The sequence below is a fragment of the Thermosporothrix hazakensis genome (assembly GCF_003253565.1).
GTDB classification, from domain to species: domain Bacteria; phylum Chloroflexota; class Ktedonobacteria; order Ktedonobacterales; family Ktedonobacteraceae; genus Thermosporothrix; species Thermosporothrix hazakensis.
In genome coordinates this window covers 1,192,456-1,208,857 of the sequence record NZ_QKUF01000001.1, presented here as the reverse complement: position 1 = coordinate 1,208,857, position 16,402 = coordinate 1,192,456, and the positions used below count along the sequence as shown (strand labels likewise).

General features: G+C 53.6%; 14 protein-coding genes. 8 read left to right on the top strand and 6 right to left on the bottom strand.

Features of this window, described 5'->3' with window-relative positions:
- Nucleotides 1-48 precede the first annotated feature (48 nt).
- Nucleotides 49-1,479: a UDP-N-acetylmuramoyl-tripeptide--D-alanyl-D-alanine ligase gene (locus EI42_RS05140; RefSeq protein ID WP_111319452.1), complete on the bottom strand. Its 1,431-nt coding sequence runs from the start codon at nucleotides 1,477-1,479 to the stop codon at nucleotides 49-51.
- A 280-nt stretch (nucleotides 1,480-1,759) separates the two neighbouring features.
- On the opposite strand from EI42_RS05140, the gene EI42_RS05135 reads away from it, so the two are divergent.
- Nucleotides 1,760-2,287, top strand: a complete 528-nt coding sequence (locus EI42_RS05135) for a YceI family protein (RefSeq protein WP_111319450.1) — start codon at nucleotides 1,760-1,762, stop codon at nucleotides 2,285-2,287.
- Nucleotides 2,288-2,375: 88 nt separating this feature from the next.
- On the opposite strand, the gene EI42_RS05130 is transcribed toward EI42_RS05135, so the two are convergent.
- Nucleotides 2,376-3,614 carry a metal-dependent hydrolase family protein gene (locus tag EI42_RS05130; protein WP_111319448.1) on the bottom strand — a complete coding sequence of 413 codons (1,239 nt, stop codon included), beginning with the start codon at nucleotides 3,612-3,614 and terminating at the stop codon, nucleotides 2,376-2,378.
- Between the two features lie 96 nt (nucleotides 3,615-3,710).
- Between EI42_RS05130 and EI42_RS05125 the strand changes: the two genes are divergently transcribed.
- Nucleotides 3,711-4,688, top strand: coding sequence for an NAD(P)H-quinone oxidoreductase (locus EI42_RS05125; RefSeq protein ID WP_111319446.1), 978 nt, complete (start codon nucleotides 3,711-3,713; stop codon nucleotides 4,686-4,688).
- Nucleotides 4,689-4,729: 41 nt separating this feature from the next.
- Here the strand turns inward: EI42_RS05125 and EI42_RS05120 are convergent, their stop codons facing one another.
- From EI42_RS05120 to EI42_RS05100, 4 genes are all read right to left on the bottom strand, one after another.
- The gene (locus EI42_RS05120) at nucleotides 4,730-5,233 is read right to left on the bottom strand and encodes a hypothetical protein (RefSeq protein WP_111319444.1); all 504 of its coding nucleotides are present in this window, start codon (nucleotides 5,231-5,233) and stop codon (nucleotides 4,730-4,732) included.
- Nucleotides 5,234-5,337: 104 nt separating this feature from the next.
- Nucleotides 5,338-6,093, bottom strand: coding sequence for a 2-phosphosulfolactate phosphatase (locus tag EI42_RS05115; RefSeq protein WP_111319442.1), 756 nt, complete (start codon nucleotides 6,091-6,093; stop codon nucleotides 5,338-5,340).
- Between the two features lie 676 nt (nucleotides 6,094-6,769).
- On the bottom strand, nucleotides 6,770-6,979 hold the full coding sequence (locus EI42_RS32295; RefSeq protein WP_211326020.1) for a hypothetical protein: 210 nt from the start codon (nucleotides 6,977-6,979) through the stop codon (nucleotides 6,770-6,772).
- Nucleotides 6,980-7,469: 490 nt separating this feature from the next.
- A complete protein-coding gene (locus tag EI42_RS05100; protein WP_111319436.1) occupies nucleotides 7,470-8,234 on the bottom strand; it encodes a hypothetical protein in 765 nt (254 codons plus the stop codon).
- Between the two features lie 528 nt (nucleotides 8,235-8,762).
- Between EI42_RS05100 and EI42_RS05095 the strand changes: the two genes are divergently transcribed.
- The 6 genes from EI42_RS05095 to EI42_RS05070 all read left to right on the top strand — a co-directional run bounded on the left by EI42_RS05095 (nucleotide 8,763) and on the right by EI42_RS05070 (nucleotide 16,330).
- A complete protein-coding gene (locus EI42_RS05095; protein ID WP_111319434.1) occupies nucleotides 8,763-9,473 on the top strand; it encodes a response regulator transcription factor in 711 nt (236 codons plus the stop codon).
- A 25-nt stretch (nucleotides 9,474-9,498) separates the two neighbouring features.
- The gene (locus tag EI42_RS05090; RefSeq protein WP_170142358.1) at nucleotides 9,499-11,175 is read left to right on the top strand and encodes a sensor histidine kinase; all 1,677 of its coding nucleotides are present in this window, start codon (nucleotides 9,499-9,501) and stop codon (nucleotides 11,173-11,175) included.
- Nucleotides 11,176-11,257: 82 nt separating this feature from the next.
- Complete coding sequence (locus EI42_RS05085; protein ID WP_111319430.1) at nucleotides 11,258-12,463, top strand: GAF domain-containing sensor histidine kinase; 1,206 nt, start codon at nucleotides 11,258-11,260, stop codon at nucleotides 12,461-12,463.
- Nucleotides 12,464-12,650: 187 nt separating this feature from the next.
- Nucleotides 12,651-12,887 carry a hypothetical protein gene (locus EI42_RS05080; RefSeq protein WP_246046399.1) on the top strand — a complete coding sequence of 79 codons (237 nt, stop codon included), beginning with the start codon at nucleotides 12,651-12,653 and terminating at the stop codon, nucleotides 12,885-12,887.
- A 14-nt stretch (nucleotides 12,888-12,901) separates the two neighbouring features.
- On the top strand, nucleotides 12,902-13,354 hold the full coding sequence (locus EI42_RS05075; protein ID WP_111319426.1) for a hypothetical protein: 453 nt from the start codon (nucleotides 12,902-12,904) through the stop codon (nucleotides 13,352-13,354).
- A gap of 348 nt (nucleotides 13,355-13,702) precedes the next feature.
- A complete protein-coding gene (locus tag EI42_RS05070; RefSeq protein ID WP_211326019.1) occupies nucleotides 13,703-16,330 on the top strand; it encodes a bifunctional serine/threonine-protein kinase/ABC transporter substrate-binding protein in 2,628 nt (875 codons plus the stop codon).
- Nucleotides 16,331-16,402 lie beyond the last annotated feature (72 nt).

The window sequence follows — 16,402 nt, the reverse complement described above, 5'->3', positions numbered from 1 at the left end:
CAGATGGAAATACCGAGCTGATTCCGCTCAAGGAATCAGCTCGGGACGTTATTCAGAAAGCATTCGCAACAGGCTATCCAGACCAACACCGAGTGAGCCCTTGAGGAGCACCAGATCACCCGCCTGCACCTGCGATTTCAGCAGATCGGCTGTGGCACGTTTGGCCGCTTCCAGTTCGGGGGTATTCTCAAGGTTGGCGCTATAGTACCAGGTCTGTTCTGCGGGCAAACCGGCTGCATTGGCCCCTTCAATAAAGTATCGGGCGTGATCGCCAATCGCAACAATATAATCTACCAGGCCAGCAAGCGCCTCGCCGGTTTGATAGTGCTCGTCTCGTGAGTATTCTCCGAGTTCAAGAATGTCGCCCAGAACGGCCCAGCGCTTTCCGCTGACCTGTTTGGCCTCTTTCATGGCGCGGGCAATGGCAATGATCGACTGGCGGTTCGCGTTATAGGAGTCATCGACAATGGTGCTGCCGTTGGGACCAGGCTTGAGCTCGCCTCTTCGCTTGAAGGCTGTCAGTTCTTCAAGCGCCTCGGCTATCGTTGGCAAGGGAATCTGAGCGGCACAACCGACCGCGGCGGCAGCCAGCGCGATGGTGACGCCATGTTCGCCGGGCAGACGAAGCTGAACAGGAACCTGTTCGCCCCGATAGTGCAAGGTGAAGTGCAGCCCGAAGAGCGCATCTCCACCGATATCAGTGGCGCGTACGTCTGCCGCTTCGTCGGTGCCATAGAAGAGCACGCGGGCACGGGTTTTTTCCTGCATGCCACGAACGCGCAAGTCATCATAGTTCAGGATTGCGATACCATCTGGCTCAAGCACCTGAACCAGCTCACTCTTTGCGATGGTGACCTGTTCCTGTGATCCAAAATAGCCAAGATGAGAGGCTCCCACATTGGTAATAACCGACCAATCAGGGCGCGTGATGGTGCTCAACATTGCGAGCTCACCAACCCACTGCGCCCCCATTTCAAGCACAGCGTACCGATGATGTGATTCCAGATTGAGCAGTGTAATCGGGAAGCCAATCTCAGTGTTATAGGAGGCTGCCGTCTTGAGGGTTGGTGCTACCTTGCTCAGGATCGTTGCGATGGCTTCTTTGGTGCTTGTCTTGCCGTTGCTGCCGGTAATTCCTATATAAGTGGTCTCGGGCTGCCGGCGGGTGCGCATCCGAGCAGTGTTGTGGAGAGCCTCAACGACATTGGGAACGACAAACTGAATGAAATCAGCAGGAACGTCGGAGGCTGGTACGGGATGTTCGCAGAGCGCCGCCTTTGCGCCCGCTTGAGCGGCTTTTGTGATAAACGTATGGCCATCGACCTTTGCTCCTTTGATCGCAAGAAAGAGATCTCCGGGGCCGATCTGACGGCTGTCGTGATGTGCTGCATGGAACGTCAGGTCTGGGTCTGGCTGTTGAGCGCAGACCATTTCTAGCTTGCCTTTGTTTCCTTGCAGGATGTCGTTGAGGGTAAACATAGTGTCAGCTTCCTCTACATTCTGATACTATTTTGGTGCAATTATATCATGGATGACCTATTCTCTCCTTCCCCTCTTCCCTTCGTCCTGTATCTTCTCTCCTATCCCTTTTCAATCCTGACTAATAAAATGTTAGGTACTTGACGATGATGAGGACCTCGTGTTATACTAATGTCAACTCAGTAGTGAGATATTATTTAGCAGCTAACTATTAATAAGTAGGGACGTCCTTTGCGGAGGGCTCACCTACCTTTTTGTTGGAGAGAGGAGTTGTATTCTTATGACCTGGCAGATTGATCCATCTCACTCCCGCGTTGGCTTTTCTGTCAAACACATGATGATCAGCACTGTGCGTGGCCAGTTTAACTCATTCCGTGGCACGTTGAATATCGATGAGCAGAACCCTGCTGCATCCTGGGTTGAAGCTGAAGTAGATGTTGCGAGCATCGACACCGGGGATAGCAATCGTGATGCCCATTTGAAGTCTGGTGAGTTCTTCCTGGCCGAGGAGTACCCAACCATCACCTTTAAGAGCACCAAAGTGGAGCCCGCAGGCGAGGGCGAGTACAAGGTGACCGGTGATCTGACTTTGCGTGGCGTGACCAAACCTGTCGTGTTTGATGTTGAGTATGGCGGTCAGGGGAAAGATCCCTTTGGAAACGTCAAAGCCGGTCTCTATGCCCGTACAAAGATCAATCGTAAAGACTTTGGCGTCAACTATCATGTTGTTCTAGAAAGCGGTGGTCTGCTGGTTGGCGATGAGGTTAAACTTGAGCTTGAGCTAGAGGCTGTGAAATCCGCCGAATAGATATATCAGCAGATAATACCAGTTGTCTCCTCAGTGGAAAAGAGCATTCACCCGATACCGACAGCGGGTGAACGCTCTTTTTTTGCGTCTATGCTTCAAGCAGATTCTTACAAATGCGGCCATCTTTAATGACGAGACGCACGTTATCAGGATTACCAAAAAGGTCGATATCATCAAGCGGATTGCCCGAGAGCACGATCATATCCGCACGTTTGCCTTCTTCCAGTGTGCCGAGCTGGTCATCCAGATGGAGCAGCCGCGCCGCATGAAGCGTCGAGGCCTGAATAGATTGCATTGGTGTCATACCATGTTTGACCATCAGTGAGAGCTCGCGCCCATTGCCTCCATGCCGTCCAACACCCGAGTCGGTTCCCATCGCGATTTTTACTCCGGCCTCGATGGCGCGTCGATAACTTGCCTGATGCGCTTCCACGACCTGTAGCGCTTTGGCGGCGATCATCGGGGGAACGATTTCGGGATGCTCATGTGAAAAATCGATGACATCGAGTGGAGCAACAAGTGTCGGCACCAGATACACACTTTTTTTCAGCATCAGCTCGATCGCTTCATCCGTTAAATAAATGCCATGTTCGATGGAAGCGACTCCTGCTTTTATAGCATTCATTATACCATCTGCACCCTGTGCGTGGGCCATGCAACGCTTGCCTTGCGCCGCTGCCTCATAGACCGCTGTTTTAATCTCATCAATAGTAAGCTGAGCCGAGGTGGGAGCATCGGCTGTTGAAAGAACGCCGCCGGTCGTTGCAAGCTTGATCCAGTCGGCTCCGGCGCGTAGAAGCTCACGTGTCACCTTGCGCACCTCGTCCTCTCCATCCGCAACTGCGCGTGGAACATCGCTAAGCTGAAGACCAAACAGGCCAAGATCGCAGCCACAGGGATAGTAGCCGTCTCCATGTCCACCTGTTTGCGAAATAATAGAGACAGAGATCAGCATGCGAGGTCCTTCAATGATTCCCTGCTGGACGGCCATCTTCACACCTGCTGGAGTGCCGCCCGCATCACGAACGGTAGTCACACCCGCGTCAAGGGTTGCTCGCATTCGGGGAATGGCCTGAAACAGGCGCAAGGAGGGCGGTGTAATCAGGTATTGCGCCATATTTGGATATTCCATCAGGAAATGAACGTGTGTGTCAATCAACCCAGGGAGCAGCGTTGCCCCTTGAAGGTCAATTGTCCGGGTGCCCGCGGGAATCTTGATGGTTTTGCCGATAGCTCGAATACGATTCTCTTCGATCAGAATGCTGATGCCTGAAATGGGATCGCGCCCGGTACCATCGATGATGGTGGCGTTGGTAAGGGCGATCATAGATGAAACTCCTTTCCGGGGCTATGCAACGTGCATTGCTTTCTTCATTGTACAATAAGAAGAAGAATATATCGGTTGAGAAAGGGGGCTGATCTGATGAAAGCAGTTCTAATTACCGGGGCAGGCGGGCCCGAAGTGCTCAGCATTCAGAATGTTGAGCCGCCCCAACCTTATGGGGAGTATGTCCTTGTGCGCGTGCGGGCTGCCGGGTTAAACCGGGCGGATATCGGGCAACGCATGGGGAATTATCCCGCACCGCCAGGAGCTCCGGCGAACATTCCCGGACTTGAATTTGCTGGTGAGGTGGCTGAGATCGGGCCTCAGGTACGGCGCTGGAAGCCCGGTCAGCGCGTAATGGGTATCGCGGGCGGTGGTGCTCAGGCCGAGTTTCTGCTTGCCCATGAGGGACTGCTTGTGGAGATCCCGGAGAACCTTGATTATGTGCAGGCGGCGGCGATTCCCGAAGTCTTTATGACGGCTCATGACGCGCTCTTTACTCAGGGGGGCCTGAAAATGGGTGAGCGTCTGCTTGTACATGCGGCGGGAAGCGGTGTAGGTACGGCGGCTATTCAGCTTGCGCGCGCTGTTGGAGCGACGGTGTATGGAACATCTCGGACACCTGCAAAGCTGGAAAAAGCCAAGCCGCTCGGGCTAGATGTGGGGCTGGGGGCGGACCGTTTCGCCGAAGAGGTGCAGCAGATGACAAAGGGTGAAGGGGTCCATCTGGTGCTCGATTTCATTGGGGCGGCCTATATGGAGCAGAACCTTGATGCGCTTGGTCCGTGGGGGCGTCTGGTCTATCTGGCAACGATGGGCGGAGCGAAGGCATCGGTTAATCTGGCGAAGGTGATGGGAAAGCGTATCAGTATTCGCGGCTGTACTTTGCGCTCGCGAACGCTGGAAGAGAAGCTTGCTGTCACTCGTCTCTTCACAACGCAGGTGATGCCTCTCTTTGAGAAGAGCCGTATTCAACCGGTGGTTGAGACGACATTCCCCCTTCATAAGATCGCTGAGGCGCATCGGGCAATGGAGGAGAACCGGAACTTTGGTAAGATTGTCCTCACGCTAGATTAGCGGGCTGTTCCCGGGATTTCCCGGGCAGCCCTGTTTCTTTATTAGCTGGATGCAGCACTCCCGAGGGCAGCACTATTCATCATTTCTTCCTGATACAGGCGATGCAGGAACCAGCCGAATGCTGTAAGAAAGCTCAGGGATGGGCAGGACGCGGCTGCTGGCTCCAGGCGAATCTTCTTCCCGCTCACCTGCACAAGCGGCGCACCGCTTTGATCGTGCCAGCTAAAGGAGCCCTTGAGTACGCCATCTTTCGTCCAGGCATACTGTCCATCTGGCAAAATGAGCGTATAGCGCGTCGAGCTATGCCGCTGGAGCGTAAGCACATTCGCGCCTTCAATCTGGATCTCTGGCTTGAAAAAGCCCTTACGAGAGAAGGTCCAGGTATGTTCTCCTATCTGGATCGTCGTCTGTGAACTGATGCTGGATTTCCAGCGCAATGTAGCGATGCGCGTGTTCTGATCAGCCCAGAGCTGGCTTTCCCTCTTGAACATGCCAGCCGAGCGAATTTCAAGCTCCTGGCCAATAAAGGGATACAGGTAATCCATGTTGTACCTTCTTCTCTGTGACCATTATTAATACTGTATATAATTGGTATACGTCGGAGCGTGAGAAAGGTTAAAAGGCAAGTGTTCTGGGAAACAGGCTTCGTTTAGAGTGCGATGGGGACCCGTTCCAGAATCAGCAGTTCAGTGTGGGGATGCTTTCCCGTGACCCGGGCAATGCTCGAACTGGCATTGTACGTCACGCATATATCTAGATCGGCTCGAAGACCTGCATTGATGACCGAGCGTGCTGAGCGACAGTATTCCAGCAATTTTGGAGGCGCGTAGGTCTGATAGAGTGCGAGCGCCGCATAGACGCTTTCATGTAGTTCCAGTGTAGGCGTCTGTTCGATGAGCATCTGTGCCAGATAGCCCGCGCAGACGGCGTCATCCAGCGGGAAATAGCCATACTCACCGGCACACACGATGGCGATATTACTTCCCAGATTGGTCGCCTGGGAGAGGGCATAGCTGGTCACAGCCTGGGCATTGTAGAAACAGCCCGCCAGACGTACGCTCTCGGGTGGACAGGCAAAGAAGGCGCGTGTTCCGTTCGTGGTGGTCAGAACCAGCTCTTTGCCAATGAGCTCGGCCTGTAAGAACTGGACCGGCGAGTTTCCGAGATCAAAGCCGGGGAGCTGCAAGGCGTTGCGTTCTCCACAGAGCAGGGCACCGGGGAGGTAGCGTGACGCCTCCTGAGCCTGTTCGATGGTCTGCGCGGCATAAATGCGGCTGGCTCCGCGGTCAAGGATGGTAGTCATGCTGGTTGTGGCACGAATCAGATCGATCACAATATAGACATCAAGGGCGCTTGCCCTGACTGTGGCTACTTCTGCTGGTGTAAAGTAGATGGTTAATTGCATGAGAAAAGAACTTCTTCACCTCTTTTTTGGGCATTGTATCTCGGGAAAAGTGTCGCTAGCAAGCACGGGCACAGGGCGGAGTGCTATGATACACGCTCATACACGCAGGATCATGCGCCTGAGAACTGCCATTTCTCTCGCTGGCCTGCCCGGGACATCAGTACCAGGACTTTCGGGCGCTTCCCGAAAACCTGTAAAGGATGAAGACGGAGGCGACCTGAAAAGAAGCATCGTTCGCTTGTGATACCATCAGGATGAGTTCTTCACAGGTAACATCGGTAATCCAGGAAACATTAAATACTATGTATATTTCTCGATATATCAAATGTCACATGCTTTTCAGCGAGTAAAGGATCATATCTCCTCTATAGTATAAGGTGCAGCAGATGCAGGGTGAAGAGACGAGAGACTTGAAAGATCACGACTCCGCCTTGTTCCGGATCTGGATCCTGGGACCGTTTCATGTTGAAAGGCATCTCTCTACTGATGCCTGGGAACCTGTCGACGTGAAAGAATGGGGCAGTATCCAGGCCGCCGCAGATTACACCAAAAGTCTCTGGAGATTCTTGCTCACGAACAAACAACAACCTGGGCAACGCTGTTGCAGCGGCTTTGGTCTCATATGGCTTCCGAAACCCCTTTGTACCGTGCGACATCGAGCCTCCATGCTCTTCTCTCAACACCGGACAAGCAAAGCCTGCTGACAACTGGCGAGCGCTTCACGGGTGCGGACCAGGCGCTCATTCGGGTCGATGCCGACCATGCCGAAGCACTGGTCAGGGAAGCGGAAACCATTGGCCCGGCGCAACCAGCGGCGATCCTGCTGCTCGAAGAAGCGCAGGACCGGTTCCAATGAGGGAGATTCTGGTGCAAGGGGATGGAACATAGTGCATTAATGAGAAATGGGATCCTGTTGCAAATGAGATGCTATAAGCATGGCAGATGCTTGAGCTGGGAGAATCCGCAGAAGAAGCAGACATCCGAGAGGTCTATGCAGAGACAGGAGCGCATATCACAGTGGCGTATTTCCAGGAAGTCTACACGCGCTACAAGGATGACTATCCCAATGGAGGTCAAGCACAGCCGATCGCATTCGTCTTTGTGTGCTTGATACGTGGGGGGAATGCTCTCGATCGATGGAGAGGAGACGCTGCGTTTCTTCCCGGTAATGAAAGCTCTTCCCTTTGTTCGATCAGCAGCAACGGGATTCGATGACTTTCTGCATGGGCGATGTGGTATTTCTCGTTAAGTCTCACCCTTTTGATATGGGGTGCGACCCTCCCCTCTGGTCACACAGCAATGGAGAGAAAAGAACGGCACTTTGCACCGAAGCGCCGCTCCTGATGTTCTTGCTGATTCTCGCGATGAGAGAGGTTCTATCGTTCGAGCTTCTCAAGTTCTGCCCTGACAGCCTCTACCTGTTGTTCCATTGTGGCAAACATCGCCTTTCGTTGCTGCAACCATTCAGGACTTTGTGATTCATGTAGCCGTTTCTGGATAATGTTCATAAAGGACTGCTGGTGTGCGAGCCAGGCGTGCACAAACTGAATGACATGCTCGCGCTCGCTTGTACTGGTGGGCATTTCGCCGATGCGGAGAAAGGTTTTTGTTGTAGGGGTGTAGAGGGAGAGTTCATAGGTGGTGACGGGAAGGTGTTGCCCATTGGCATAGTCATGAATGGCGCGTAAACAGAAGTTCCCATAACGGAGCGCGACCGTTGGGCTGATGTGGCGCGTGACGGGGGGAAGATCGATACTCGGCAGATTTGAATGATAGTCCGGTTCGATCTCCTGTAGCGCCTGTTCTACATGGTGATAGAGTTGTTTCTGTCGCTCAAGGAAACTCTGCAATCCAGCTCTGGCGGTAGGATCAGGCGTTTGCTGCTGCATATGCTGAATACTGGCGAAGCGGTAGCGTTGCTCCTTGAGCCAGTCATGAAGATGCTGGATCAGGCCGGCCAGGTTGCTTTTATCAATATCAATGGTGCCGAGATTAGCCGTACAGTGGGTGATATCGTCGGTGAAAAGCACATGATACTGGTTGGTTTTCTCGACGATGTCGCCCTTATAAAAGGTGCCGGTATGCAGATGGAAACGCCCGTATTGCTTAATAGCCGGGCCTATCTGGAGAACGTGAGCCACAACAGACCTCCTCGAGAGACGTGCCGTACATGTGAAAGTACAAATCCGGTTGCAGCAGAGAAGTGCAGTATACATCACTTATCATCATTATACACTATGGCCGCAGTAGAAAAGATCTTTCTGGTACCGATACGAGCGGTGTTATGCCGCAAAAAAGCTTCCCGCTCGAGCCTGAACGGGAAGCTGGCTACCGTGGAGGGTCATTTTTGTATCGAGTGTTGCTTGTCTCTTTCTTGGAAAGGACGTCGCTTCCATCGCATCCAAGAGGGCAGGAGAGCCCGGAAGGGACTCCGGACTCTCTCGGGCGCAATGCAATGCATAGAACAGGAGTAAATGATATGGGAGATACTTCTGTCTTGTCCTGTAGTGTACCGAGAAAACATGAAGAAACTGTATGGTAACTTTTAAAAAACTCTCAAGATTTCGCGTTGGAACCAGAAACGGCCCATGCCATTCACCCTGAGCTATGATAAGATACGGAAAGATGCAACGGTATAAACAGGATGTGGGATGGAGCCGCACACAAGCATGACACAGAAAATATTGATAATTGAAGATGAAGAGGGCATTGTACACCTGCTCAATCTCTATCTGAAAGATGCCGGTTTTATCACGCTGGTGGCCACAGATGGAGCTGATGGACTGGCGCTGCATGCCCGAGAGAAACCCGATCTTGTCATTCTTGATATTATGCTTCCTGCTGTTGACGGTTTTGAGGTATGCAAGCGCATTCGTGCCTGGGCTCAAACGCCGATACTCATGCTCACGGCTCGTGGGTCGGAGGATGATCGTGTGAATGGGTTAGAGCTGGGGGCGGACGACTACCTTGTGAAACCGTTCAGCCCGCGTGAATTGGTCAGCCGGGTGCGTGCCATTTTGCGCAGAACGGCGAGTCAGGAGAGCGGGGGCGAGGCCCCACCTGAGACCGAGCGCCGTTTGCTCTGTTTCCCTGGCCTGACGATCGATCTGGCAGCCCGGCGGGTTGAGGTGAACAGCAAAGAGGTTGCTCTGACTCCGACCGAGTTTGACCTGTTGTCATTGCTGGCTCAGACGCCTGATCGTGTCTTTACTCGTGAGATATTGATGAACCGCATCTGGGGATATGACTATTTTGGGGATGGGCACATTATCGATGTCCATATGAGCGCCCTGCGTAAAAAGATTGAGGGGAGTTCCGGTCTGCGCTATATCAAGACGGTCTGGCGTGTTGGCTATCGGTTTGATATTCATGCTTCCTGAATGCAGAGAGAAGAGGATGCGGGCTATGCAAAAGAAACCGCGCTGGTGGGAACGCCTTCATTGGCGATTCGCTCTGGTCACTGTCTTTGTCTCACTGTTTGCGATGAGCGCAATGGCTGTTTCGGCCCTGGTAGCGCTGACCCATTTTTACGTCAGTGAACAGAATCATCGAGTGGAGGATCTGACAGAGAGCAGGGTACAGGAGATCAGCCTGATCTATCGCCATATGAATGGAAACAAAAAGACTGAGTGGCGCAAAGCGATGCTCTGCCGGGCCGTAATGCAGGTATTGACGAACGTCTCCAGAAAGAGTCTGCTTGGCGAGCAATCCTACGTGATGGCTGTTATTTCTCCTGCAAACACCCTGGTCTATCCTACCCCGGACCTTGAATGTGATGAACAGCATGGAGGCAAATCCTGGAAAGCACCATTCTCGCCGACTGTAGCGCAATTTTTAGATAAGCTGATTGCGGCCTCCGGGCGCGAAAAAGAGAAGATGGATTTCACCCTCTTGCGCGGTGCGATCCAGCAAGCACAGATGGGTGAGGAGGTCGCGGGCACTTTTGGGCCGAGCTGGTTACCTCAGCCTTTTATGGCGCAACCTATCCGCCTGACCCGATCTGACGGAACGAGTGAAGTGCTTGGTGTGCTCTTTGTCACCACACGCTTCGCGATAGATGAAAGCATGCCGCAGTTGATTGTCAATGTGGGAAGTGTGGTCTTGACTGCCTCGCTGATTATCGCGGTGATCGCGGCGGTGATCGCGATCCTCTTTACCCGGACCATTACCAGGCCGCTGGCGAAGCTCTCGAAGGCGGCCCGGCAAATGGCAGGTGGTGAATATCACGCGCAGGTGGTGACGCGGGCGGGGGGCGAATTGGGTGAGCTGGCTCATGCCTTTAACGAAATGTCGGCGCAGTTGCGGCGCGATGTAGAAGAGCTACGCCGACAGGAGGTGCTGCGGCGTGAGCTGATTATGAATATCACCCATGATCTGGCAACTCCCTTAACAGCTATTACCGGACTTGGTGAGGCGCTGATTGATGGTGTGAATCAGAGCCGCGAGGATTATGAGGCGACAGGCCAGATTATCGTGCGCGAGACGCTGCGCCTGAGGCGGCTGGTACAGGATATCCATATGATTGCAAAGGTAGAAGAGGGAGCCCTGCACCCACGCTATGTCCCGGTCCGATTGGCTGCGCTGGTTGATGAGGTGTTCGCGGTGTTGACACCCGAATTCGAGCGGACGAACCTTGAGCCGATCAACGCTGTTCCGTATCATCTGGCACCCGTTCAAGCCGATCGTGATATGCTCTTTCGTGTCTTTTCCAACCTTTGCGAGAACGCGCTGAGTCATACGCCATCCGGTGGCACAGTGACCGTTTCTGCGGAGCGCGAGGGCAACTATCTGCGACTCAGCGTCACCGATACCGGGCAGGGAATTCCTGAGGAGGCGTTGACCAGGGTCTTTGAGCGCTTTTATCGTGCTGATAGTGCACGGAGCTCGCAGGCTGGCAAGAAGGCCGGAAGTGGGCTGGGATTGGCGATTGTGAAGGCCATTATTGAGGCGCATGGGGGGCGTGTCTCTGCCGAGAATAGACCACAGGGTGGCGCACGAATCAGCTTTACGTTGCCACTCCGTGATTCAGAGGGAAAACAACAGGAAAAAGCTGAAGAACGTTTGCGCCATGCGGAAATATAATATATGATATACTCTGACACAAACAGCCGCTAAAATCCGCCCCTGTACAGTCAGATTAGGTGTAGTTGAAGAGGTCTTGATAATGAAGAAGGTAGATTCTTTTTCCTGCCCATCGCAGCCCACAACGCAGCTTGAGCTCTTTGTACAGCTCTCACAGTGGATGATTGCGCAGGGTGAGCCGACTGTACTGTATCGCGCCACGCTGGCCGAGATCGGGCGCTTGATCGAGAGCGAGCAACTGGACCTGTACCTCTATCGCTCCTTAGAGCCGGATGAACTGCGCCTCTGGCAGTGGCGCACTGAAGCCGGATGTCTGACCGTGGAAGGAGAGCGTCACACTGCGGCAGAGCTGCAAGAGCGAGATCCTGGTGTTGCTCATATACTGCATGCGCGGCCCCCTCTGGTACATGAACGTGTGGGTTTGTCTGCCCAACTGGCGGCTCCGTTGAGCGTCCGCGGGAAGCTTTATGGCATTCTCTCACTCAGACGACACCGAGATTTTCGCCGCGAAGAGATTCAGACACTGCGGCATGCGATCCCGCTGCTGTCTTCCTTGCTGGAAAACCTTGACACCGTGCGCCTACAACAGGAAGAACGACATCATCTTATTTCTCATTTTGGGCATGAGCTGCGTGCGCCCCTGAACACAATTAATGGCTATCTTGAACTCTTGCTGGCCGGGTCTGCGGGACCGTTGCAAGGGGAGCAGGTTGAATTTGTGCAACGAGCGAGGGCCAGCAGCGAGAACCTCTATGCAATGATCGAAGATACGCTGCTGCTGGCGCGTCTGGATAATGGGCGGCTGCAACTGTATCGCTCGCTGCTGGATGTCGCCGAAGTCGTGCTTGATGCAGTCGAGCAGTTGGAGCTGGACGCGAAGGACCGCTCGCTTCAAATACAGATAGCGGTGCCACCAACGTTGCCCCGTCTCTATGCCGATCAGTTGCGGCTCCAGCAGGTGGTGCGAAACCTTGTGCGTAACGCGATTGATAATACCGAGCCGGGAGGAAAGATCTGGATTCGCGCCACGCCAGACGAGCGGGATGCATCGCTGTTGCTACTTCAGGTGCAGGATACCGGGAGAGGGATTGAGCCGCGCCACCGGGAACGTATCTTTGAACGCGGCTACCAGATTCGTCGTCCCGAGGGTCACCGTCACAGCCAGGGAATGGGATTGGCAGCGGTCAGAGCGATCGTCGAGGCACATGGGGGGCGAGTTGAGGTTGAGAGTGAGACCGGCAAAGGGAGCCTCTTCACTTGCTTCTTTCCAGGACTGCTTTCAGCATAAGAGAAGCGTACTGCACCCAAATGTTTGTCTGGTACGTGTAAGATTCTAGGAGAAACCCTTGACGCACTTTTAAACGCATGCTATTCTCAAAATATCTCATAGTGTTTCTTGGTGTAGTCAAAACCAGGAAGCCGGGAAGAGCACGGTAGTAGTCACGCATGTAAAGAGAAGGAGACGGACCGTGGGAATGCTACGTATTATGTCCCGTCGGGGAGACGATCGAATTACATGGGACCCGAAGAAAGCCGATGCAAATGATCCTGAGGCTCAGGCCGCAGTGAGAGAGGCAGAGCGTATCTTTCAAGAGGCTCGTATGCGCGGAGCAACGGCATTTAGAGTCAGTCCCGGCCCTACCGAGCGCATCGATAAGTTTGATCGTACTGCCGAGCAGATAGTTATTGTACCGCGTGTTGTAGGTGGGTGAGGAGCGATACAGCTATGTTAGAAACGCTGAGTTTGTTTCTGGGCATATGGCTGTTGTTTCTCCTGCTCGCGATCTATTACCTGTCACAAGCGCCAGAAGGGCGTGTCGGACGTTTTCGTGAGAGTGTCAGTGAACACTTCTCGGCTGAGAATCGGGCCAGGGCGCTCTTGCAGGAGATGTTGACCGACGAACAATATCAACAGTTGATGAAGTATGGATATCTCGAAGTTGCCAGTCCTTCGAGCGCCGACAGGATTTATCGAATTCCCGGCTCTGGTGGTCTGGTCAAGGTGTACGAGCGGGGGAGTGCGGTGATGGAACTCTGTTTGCAACCGGCGGAGCCTCTCCCGGATGGCGATGTTGTTTTGATGCATAAACTGATGATAGAAGCGAACGAGCCGGAATACCTCCAGAAAGCAAACCACTTTGCTCCGGGAATCATTTCGTTGCGCTGTCCACATCTGTAGAGCGGAAAAGGCACCGGGAGTTTTCGTTCCCGGTGTCCTGCTTTTTTTTGTCTGCCTTTCTCTTCCCAAACGGCGGATTTTGATTCTCCCCGCCATTTTTCGTCCATTTAGATAAACATTACTTTCCCCCTTTTGTTGAACTTTTTGTATGCAAATACGTAATCTATAAAGGGCCAGTCTATCACTATTCGAGCCTGTTTATGAGCGAAGGGAAAGAACATCTGCTGGTTCTCGACGGATATCAGGTAAACAAGTATAATGAGCTGGAAACGTCTATAGAGATGTGGGCTCTATTTGCGTCTTAGAAGGCAGGCTGAAACGATGGTATGTCCTTATTGTAATGCACCTATGCGAGATGGTAGCCGCTTTTGTGGCCGTTGCGGGAGGCATATCGGGCAGGAGAGGCGCGTTTCCTCTTCTACGGGGGCCCTGACTCCGGGAACGCGCCTGCAAGGGGGCAGATATAGTATTAAAAAAGTGCTCGGCGATGGAGGCGCTGGCTCGGCGCTGCTTGCAATCGACGTGCGGCTTGACAAACAGGTGGTGATTAAAGAGCTGCTCTCCAATGAGGCGGATGTGGCCGAATGGCAGGAAGAAGTGAAGCACTTCAAACAAGAGGTGGCACTCCTTGCGCATGTCGATCATCCGCTGATGCCAGGGGTTACCGATCACTTTCAGGAGGGGATGCGTTATTTCATGGCGCAGGAGTTTATTGAGGGCGAAACGCTTGAGGAGCGCCTGCAAACCCTGCGACATCCACTGCAAGAGCGAGATGTCCTGCTCTATGTATCCGATATTCTGGATCTGCTGGCCTACCTGGCCCGGTTGCCAACCCCCCTGATCCATCGTGATATCAAGCCCGCCAATATCATTCTCAGTGACGATGAGCAGGGAGTGCATCTGGTCGATTTCGGTATTGCCCGGGCGGAACAGAATAAACATGAGCGCCGTAAGCGAACCGAACGTTTTGGCACTGCCGGCTATGCACCGCCGGAACTTTATCAGGGAGAAGCTGATCCGCGTTCTGATCTGTATGCGCTGGCTGCGACCATGCACCATGTGCTGACCAACCGGGATCCTCGCAATTATCCTCCTTTTCTTTATCCTTCGGTGCGGTCACTCAATCCGCAGCTCTCGCCTGAGCTTGAGCAGGTATTGGAGCGAGCACTGTTGCGAGATAAAGAGCAGCGGTACCAGAGCGCCGCGGCCATGAAACAGGAGATCGATACGATTTTACGGGTTCGCTTTGGCGTGGTGCGCGACATCCCTGAAGTTGATGTTCTCCCTGCTGGTCATATTGTCACAACCGCAGAAGTGGGTGGCCCGAGGGGGGGAGCAACGCTTTCGGTCCAGCGCAGAGAACAGGTGGCGAATGCCAGTTTTGCCCCACCTCCGCCGCCCACAGATCAGCCGCCGTTGCTGCCTCCTATAGGAGCGCTGCCGACGAAGAAGAGGCGTGTGAATACAGGCCTGCTGTTGCTGATTGGCCTGCTGCTTCTGGCGCTCTTAGGCGTGAGTATTTTTGGCATCTTTTCTTTTATCAGCCCGGATTCCGGGCAGAAACTGGAGACTGCGGAGAGCCACGGTATCGGGTTCGAGATGATCAATGGCGAGAAGATCGGCCTGAGCGATGGGAGCGTTGCGTTCGATGTCAAGCGAAGCGGCGGTGTGGTGAAGGAGCAGGGAGCGGAGCGTTTCCAGAAAGGCGATGTTTCGGCAGCTATTTCGCTCTGGAAGCAGGCATCCTCTCAGGACACGTCCGACGCGGAAACCCTGATTTATCTGGAGAACCAGCGAGTTGGAAATGCGCCACATGTGACAATCGTTGTTGGTACCATGCTTTCCGGCTCTGATGATGAGGTCGGAGTGGGACGCGATGATCTTCAGGGAGCGTACGTCGCCCAGAAAGAGTTTAATGATGGCGCAAAGCTGAAGGGTGGTGTGCTGGTGAAATTGCTGATTGCCAGCAGCGGTAGCCAGAACAGCTACGTAACAAAGGTGGTTCAGCGGATCAAGGAGCAGATGAAGCAGGACCCGACGATCGTCGGGGTGATGGGCTGGCCTTTAAGCGGACGAGCGCTGGAAGCGGCGCGATTACTCAAAGAGGTCAGGCTTCCTATGGTCTCGCAGACAGCCACCAGCGATGATCTGACCGGAATCTCACCCTATTTCTTCCGGATTGCGCCACCAAGCTCTGTTCAGGGGAAGGCTGGCGCGATGTATGCCCGCAAGACACTTGGCGTGAAAAAGGTTGCGCTCTTTCAGGATAAGAATGATCCGTACAGCCAGAGCCTTGCCAGCGATTTCGCGCAGGAGTTTCAGCGGCTTGGTGGCACTATTGTGACAACCGTCAACTATACCATTCATAAAGCTGAGACGATCTCTGAGGCGATGGAGCAGGCAATGAAGCCCAATCCTGATATGATCTACTTTGCCGGGTATTCGGGAGATGTCAGTACCCTGCTGGTGAACCTGCCTCCGGGAGAAATGCCGGTCATGGGAGGCGATACACTCTATGAGCTAAATGGCTTTCAGAGCAGTGCCCGGGCCAATTTTCACCGGTTGCGTTTTACGTCGCTGGCCTATCCCGACGAGTGGGATATTCTGGCGAAAGGACGTCCGCGACCTGCTTTCTTCAGTCATTATGCGGCGGCTTTTAATCCCGGCGGAGCGCATGCCCCTGCCTATGGATATACGAGGGCGAACAATGACGTCATTCTCTCGTATGATGCGATGACCGCGCTGCTCCTTGGATGCGCTAACGTGTTGAAGGACGGTAAGGAGAAGGTAACGCCTGAAGCACTACAGGTGGGCCTGAGAAAGATAAATGGCGCAAATGCATTTCAGGGAATCAGCGGTCAGATCTCTTTCGGCGCGGATGGAGACCCGCTGAATAAGGCAATTGTAATCCTACGGGTTGATGATAATGGTCATATTCAGATGGAGCCAAAGATTATCGGGACATACTTCTTGTAGTGTGTGACAGAGAAGTCAGGGTCCCGAAAGGGGAACAACGGCAGATGAGGGCGCTGTCTCCCCTATGAGCAG

What these genes read in the sequence shown, in the direction of transcription:
- EI42_RS05140 (WP_111319452.1), bottom strand. Translation starts at nt 1,479, where the DNA reads ATGTTTACCCTCAACGACATCCTGCAAGGAAACAAAGGCAAGCTAGAA.
- EI42_RS32295 (WP_211326020.1), bottom strand. Translation starts at nt 6,979, where the DNA reads ATGTTCCATCCCCTTGCACCAGAATCTCCCTCATTGGAACCGGTCCTG.
- EI42_RS05120 (WP_111319444.1), bottom strand. Translation starts at nt 5,233, where the DNA reads ATGGATTACCTGTATCCCTTTATTGGCCAGGAGCTTGAAATTCGCTCG.
- EI42_RS05115 (WP_111319442.1), bottom strand. Translation starts at nt 6,093, where the DNA reads ATGCAATTAACCATCTACTTTACACCAGCAGAAGTAGCCACAGTCAGG.
- EI42_RS05130 (WP_111319448.1), bottom strand. Translation starts at nt 3,614, where the DNA reads ATGATCGCCCTTACCAACGCCACCATCATCGATGGTACCGGGCGCGAT.
- EI42_RS05135 (WP_111319450.1), top strand. Translation starts at nt 1,760, where the DNA reads ATGACCTGGCAGATTGATCCATCTCACTCCCGCGTTGGCTTTTCTGTC.
- EI42_RS05085 (WP_111319430.1), top strand. Translation starts at nt 11,258, where the DNA reads ATGAAGAAGGTAGATTCTTTTTCCTGCCCATCGCAGCCCACAACGCAG.
- EI42_RS05070 (WP_211326019.1), top strand. Translation starts at nt 13,703, where the DNA reads ATGCGAGATGGTAGCCGCTTTTGTGGCCGTTGCGGGAGGCATATCGGG.
- EI42_RS05095 (WP_111319434.1), top strand. Translation starts at nt 8,763, where the DNA reads ATGACACAGAAAATATTGATAATTGAAGATGAAGAGGGCATTGTACAC.
- EI42_RS05080 (WP_246046399.1), top strand. Translation starts at nt 12,651, where the DNA reads ATGCTACGTATTATGTCCCGTCGGGGAGACGATCGAATTACATGGGAC.
- EI42_RS05075 (WP_111319426.1), top strand. Translation starts at nt 12,902, where the DNA reads ATGTTAGAAACGCTGAGTTTGTTTCTGGGCATATGGCTGTTGTTTCTC.
- EI42_RS05090 (WP_170142358.1), top strand. Translation starts at nt 9,499, where the DNA reads ATGCAAAAGAAACCGCGCTGGTGGGAACGCCTTCATTGGCGATTCGCT.
- EI42_RS05125 (WP_111319446.1), top strand. Translation starts at nt 3,711, where the DNA reads ATGAAAGCAGTTCTAATTACCGGGGCAGGCGGGCCCGAAGTGCTCAGC.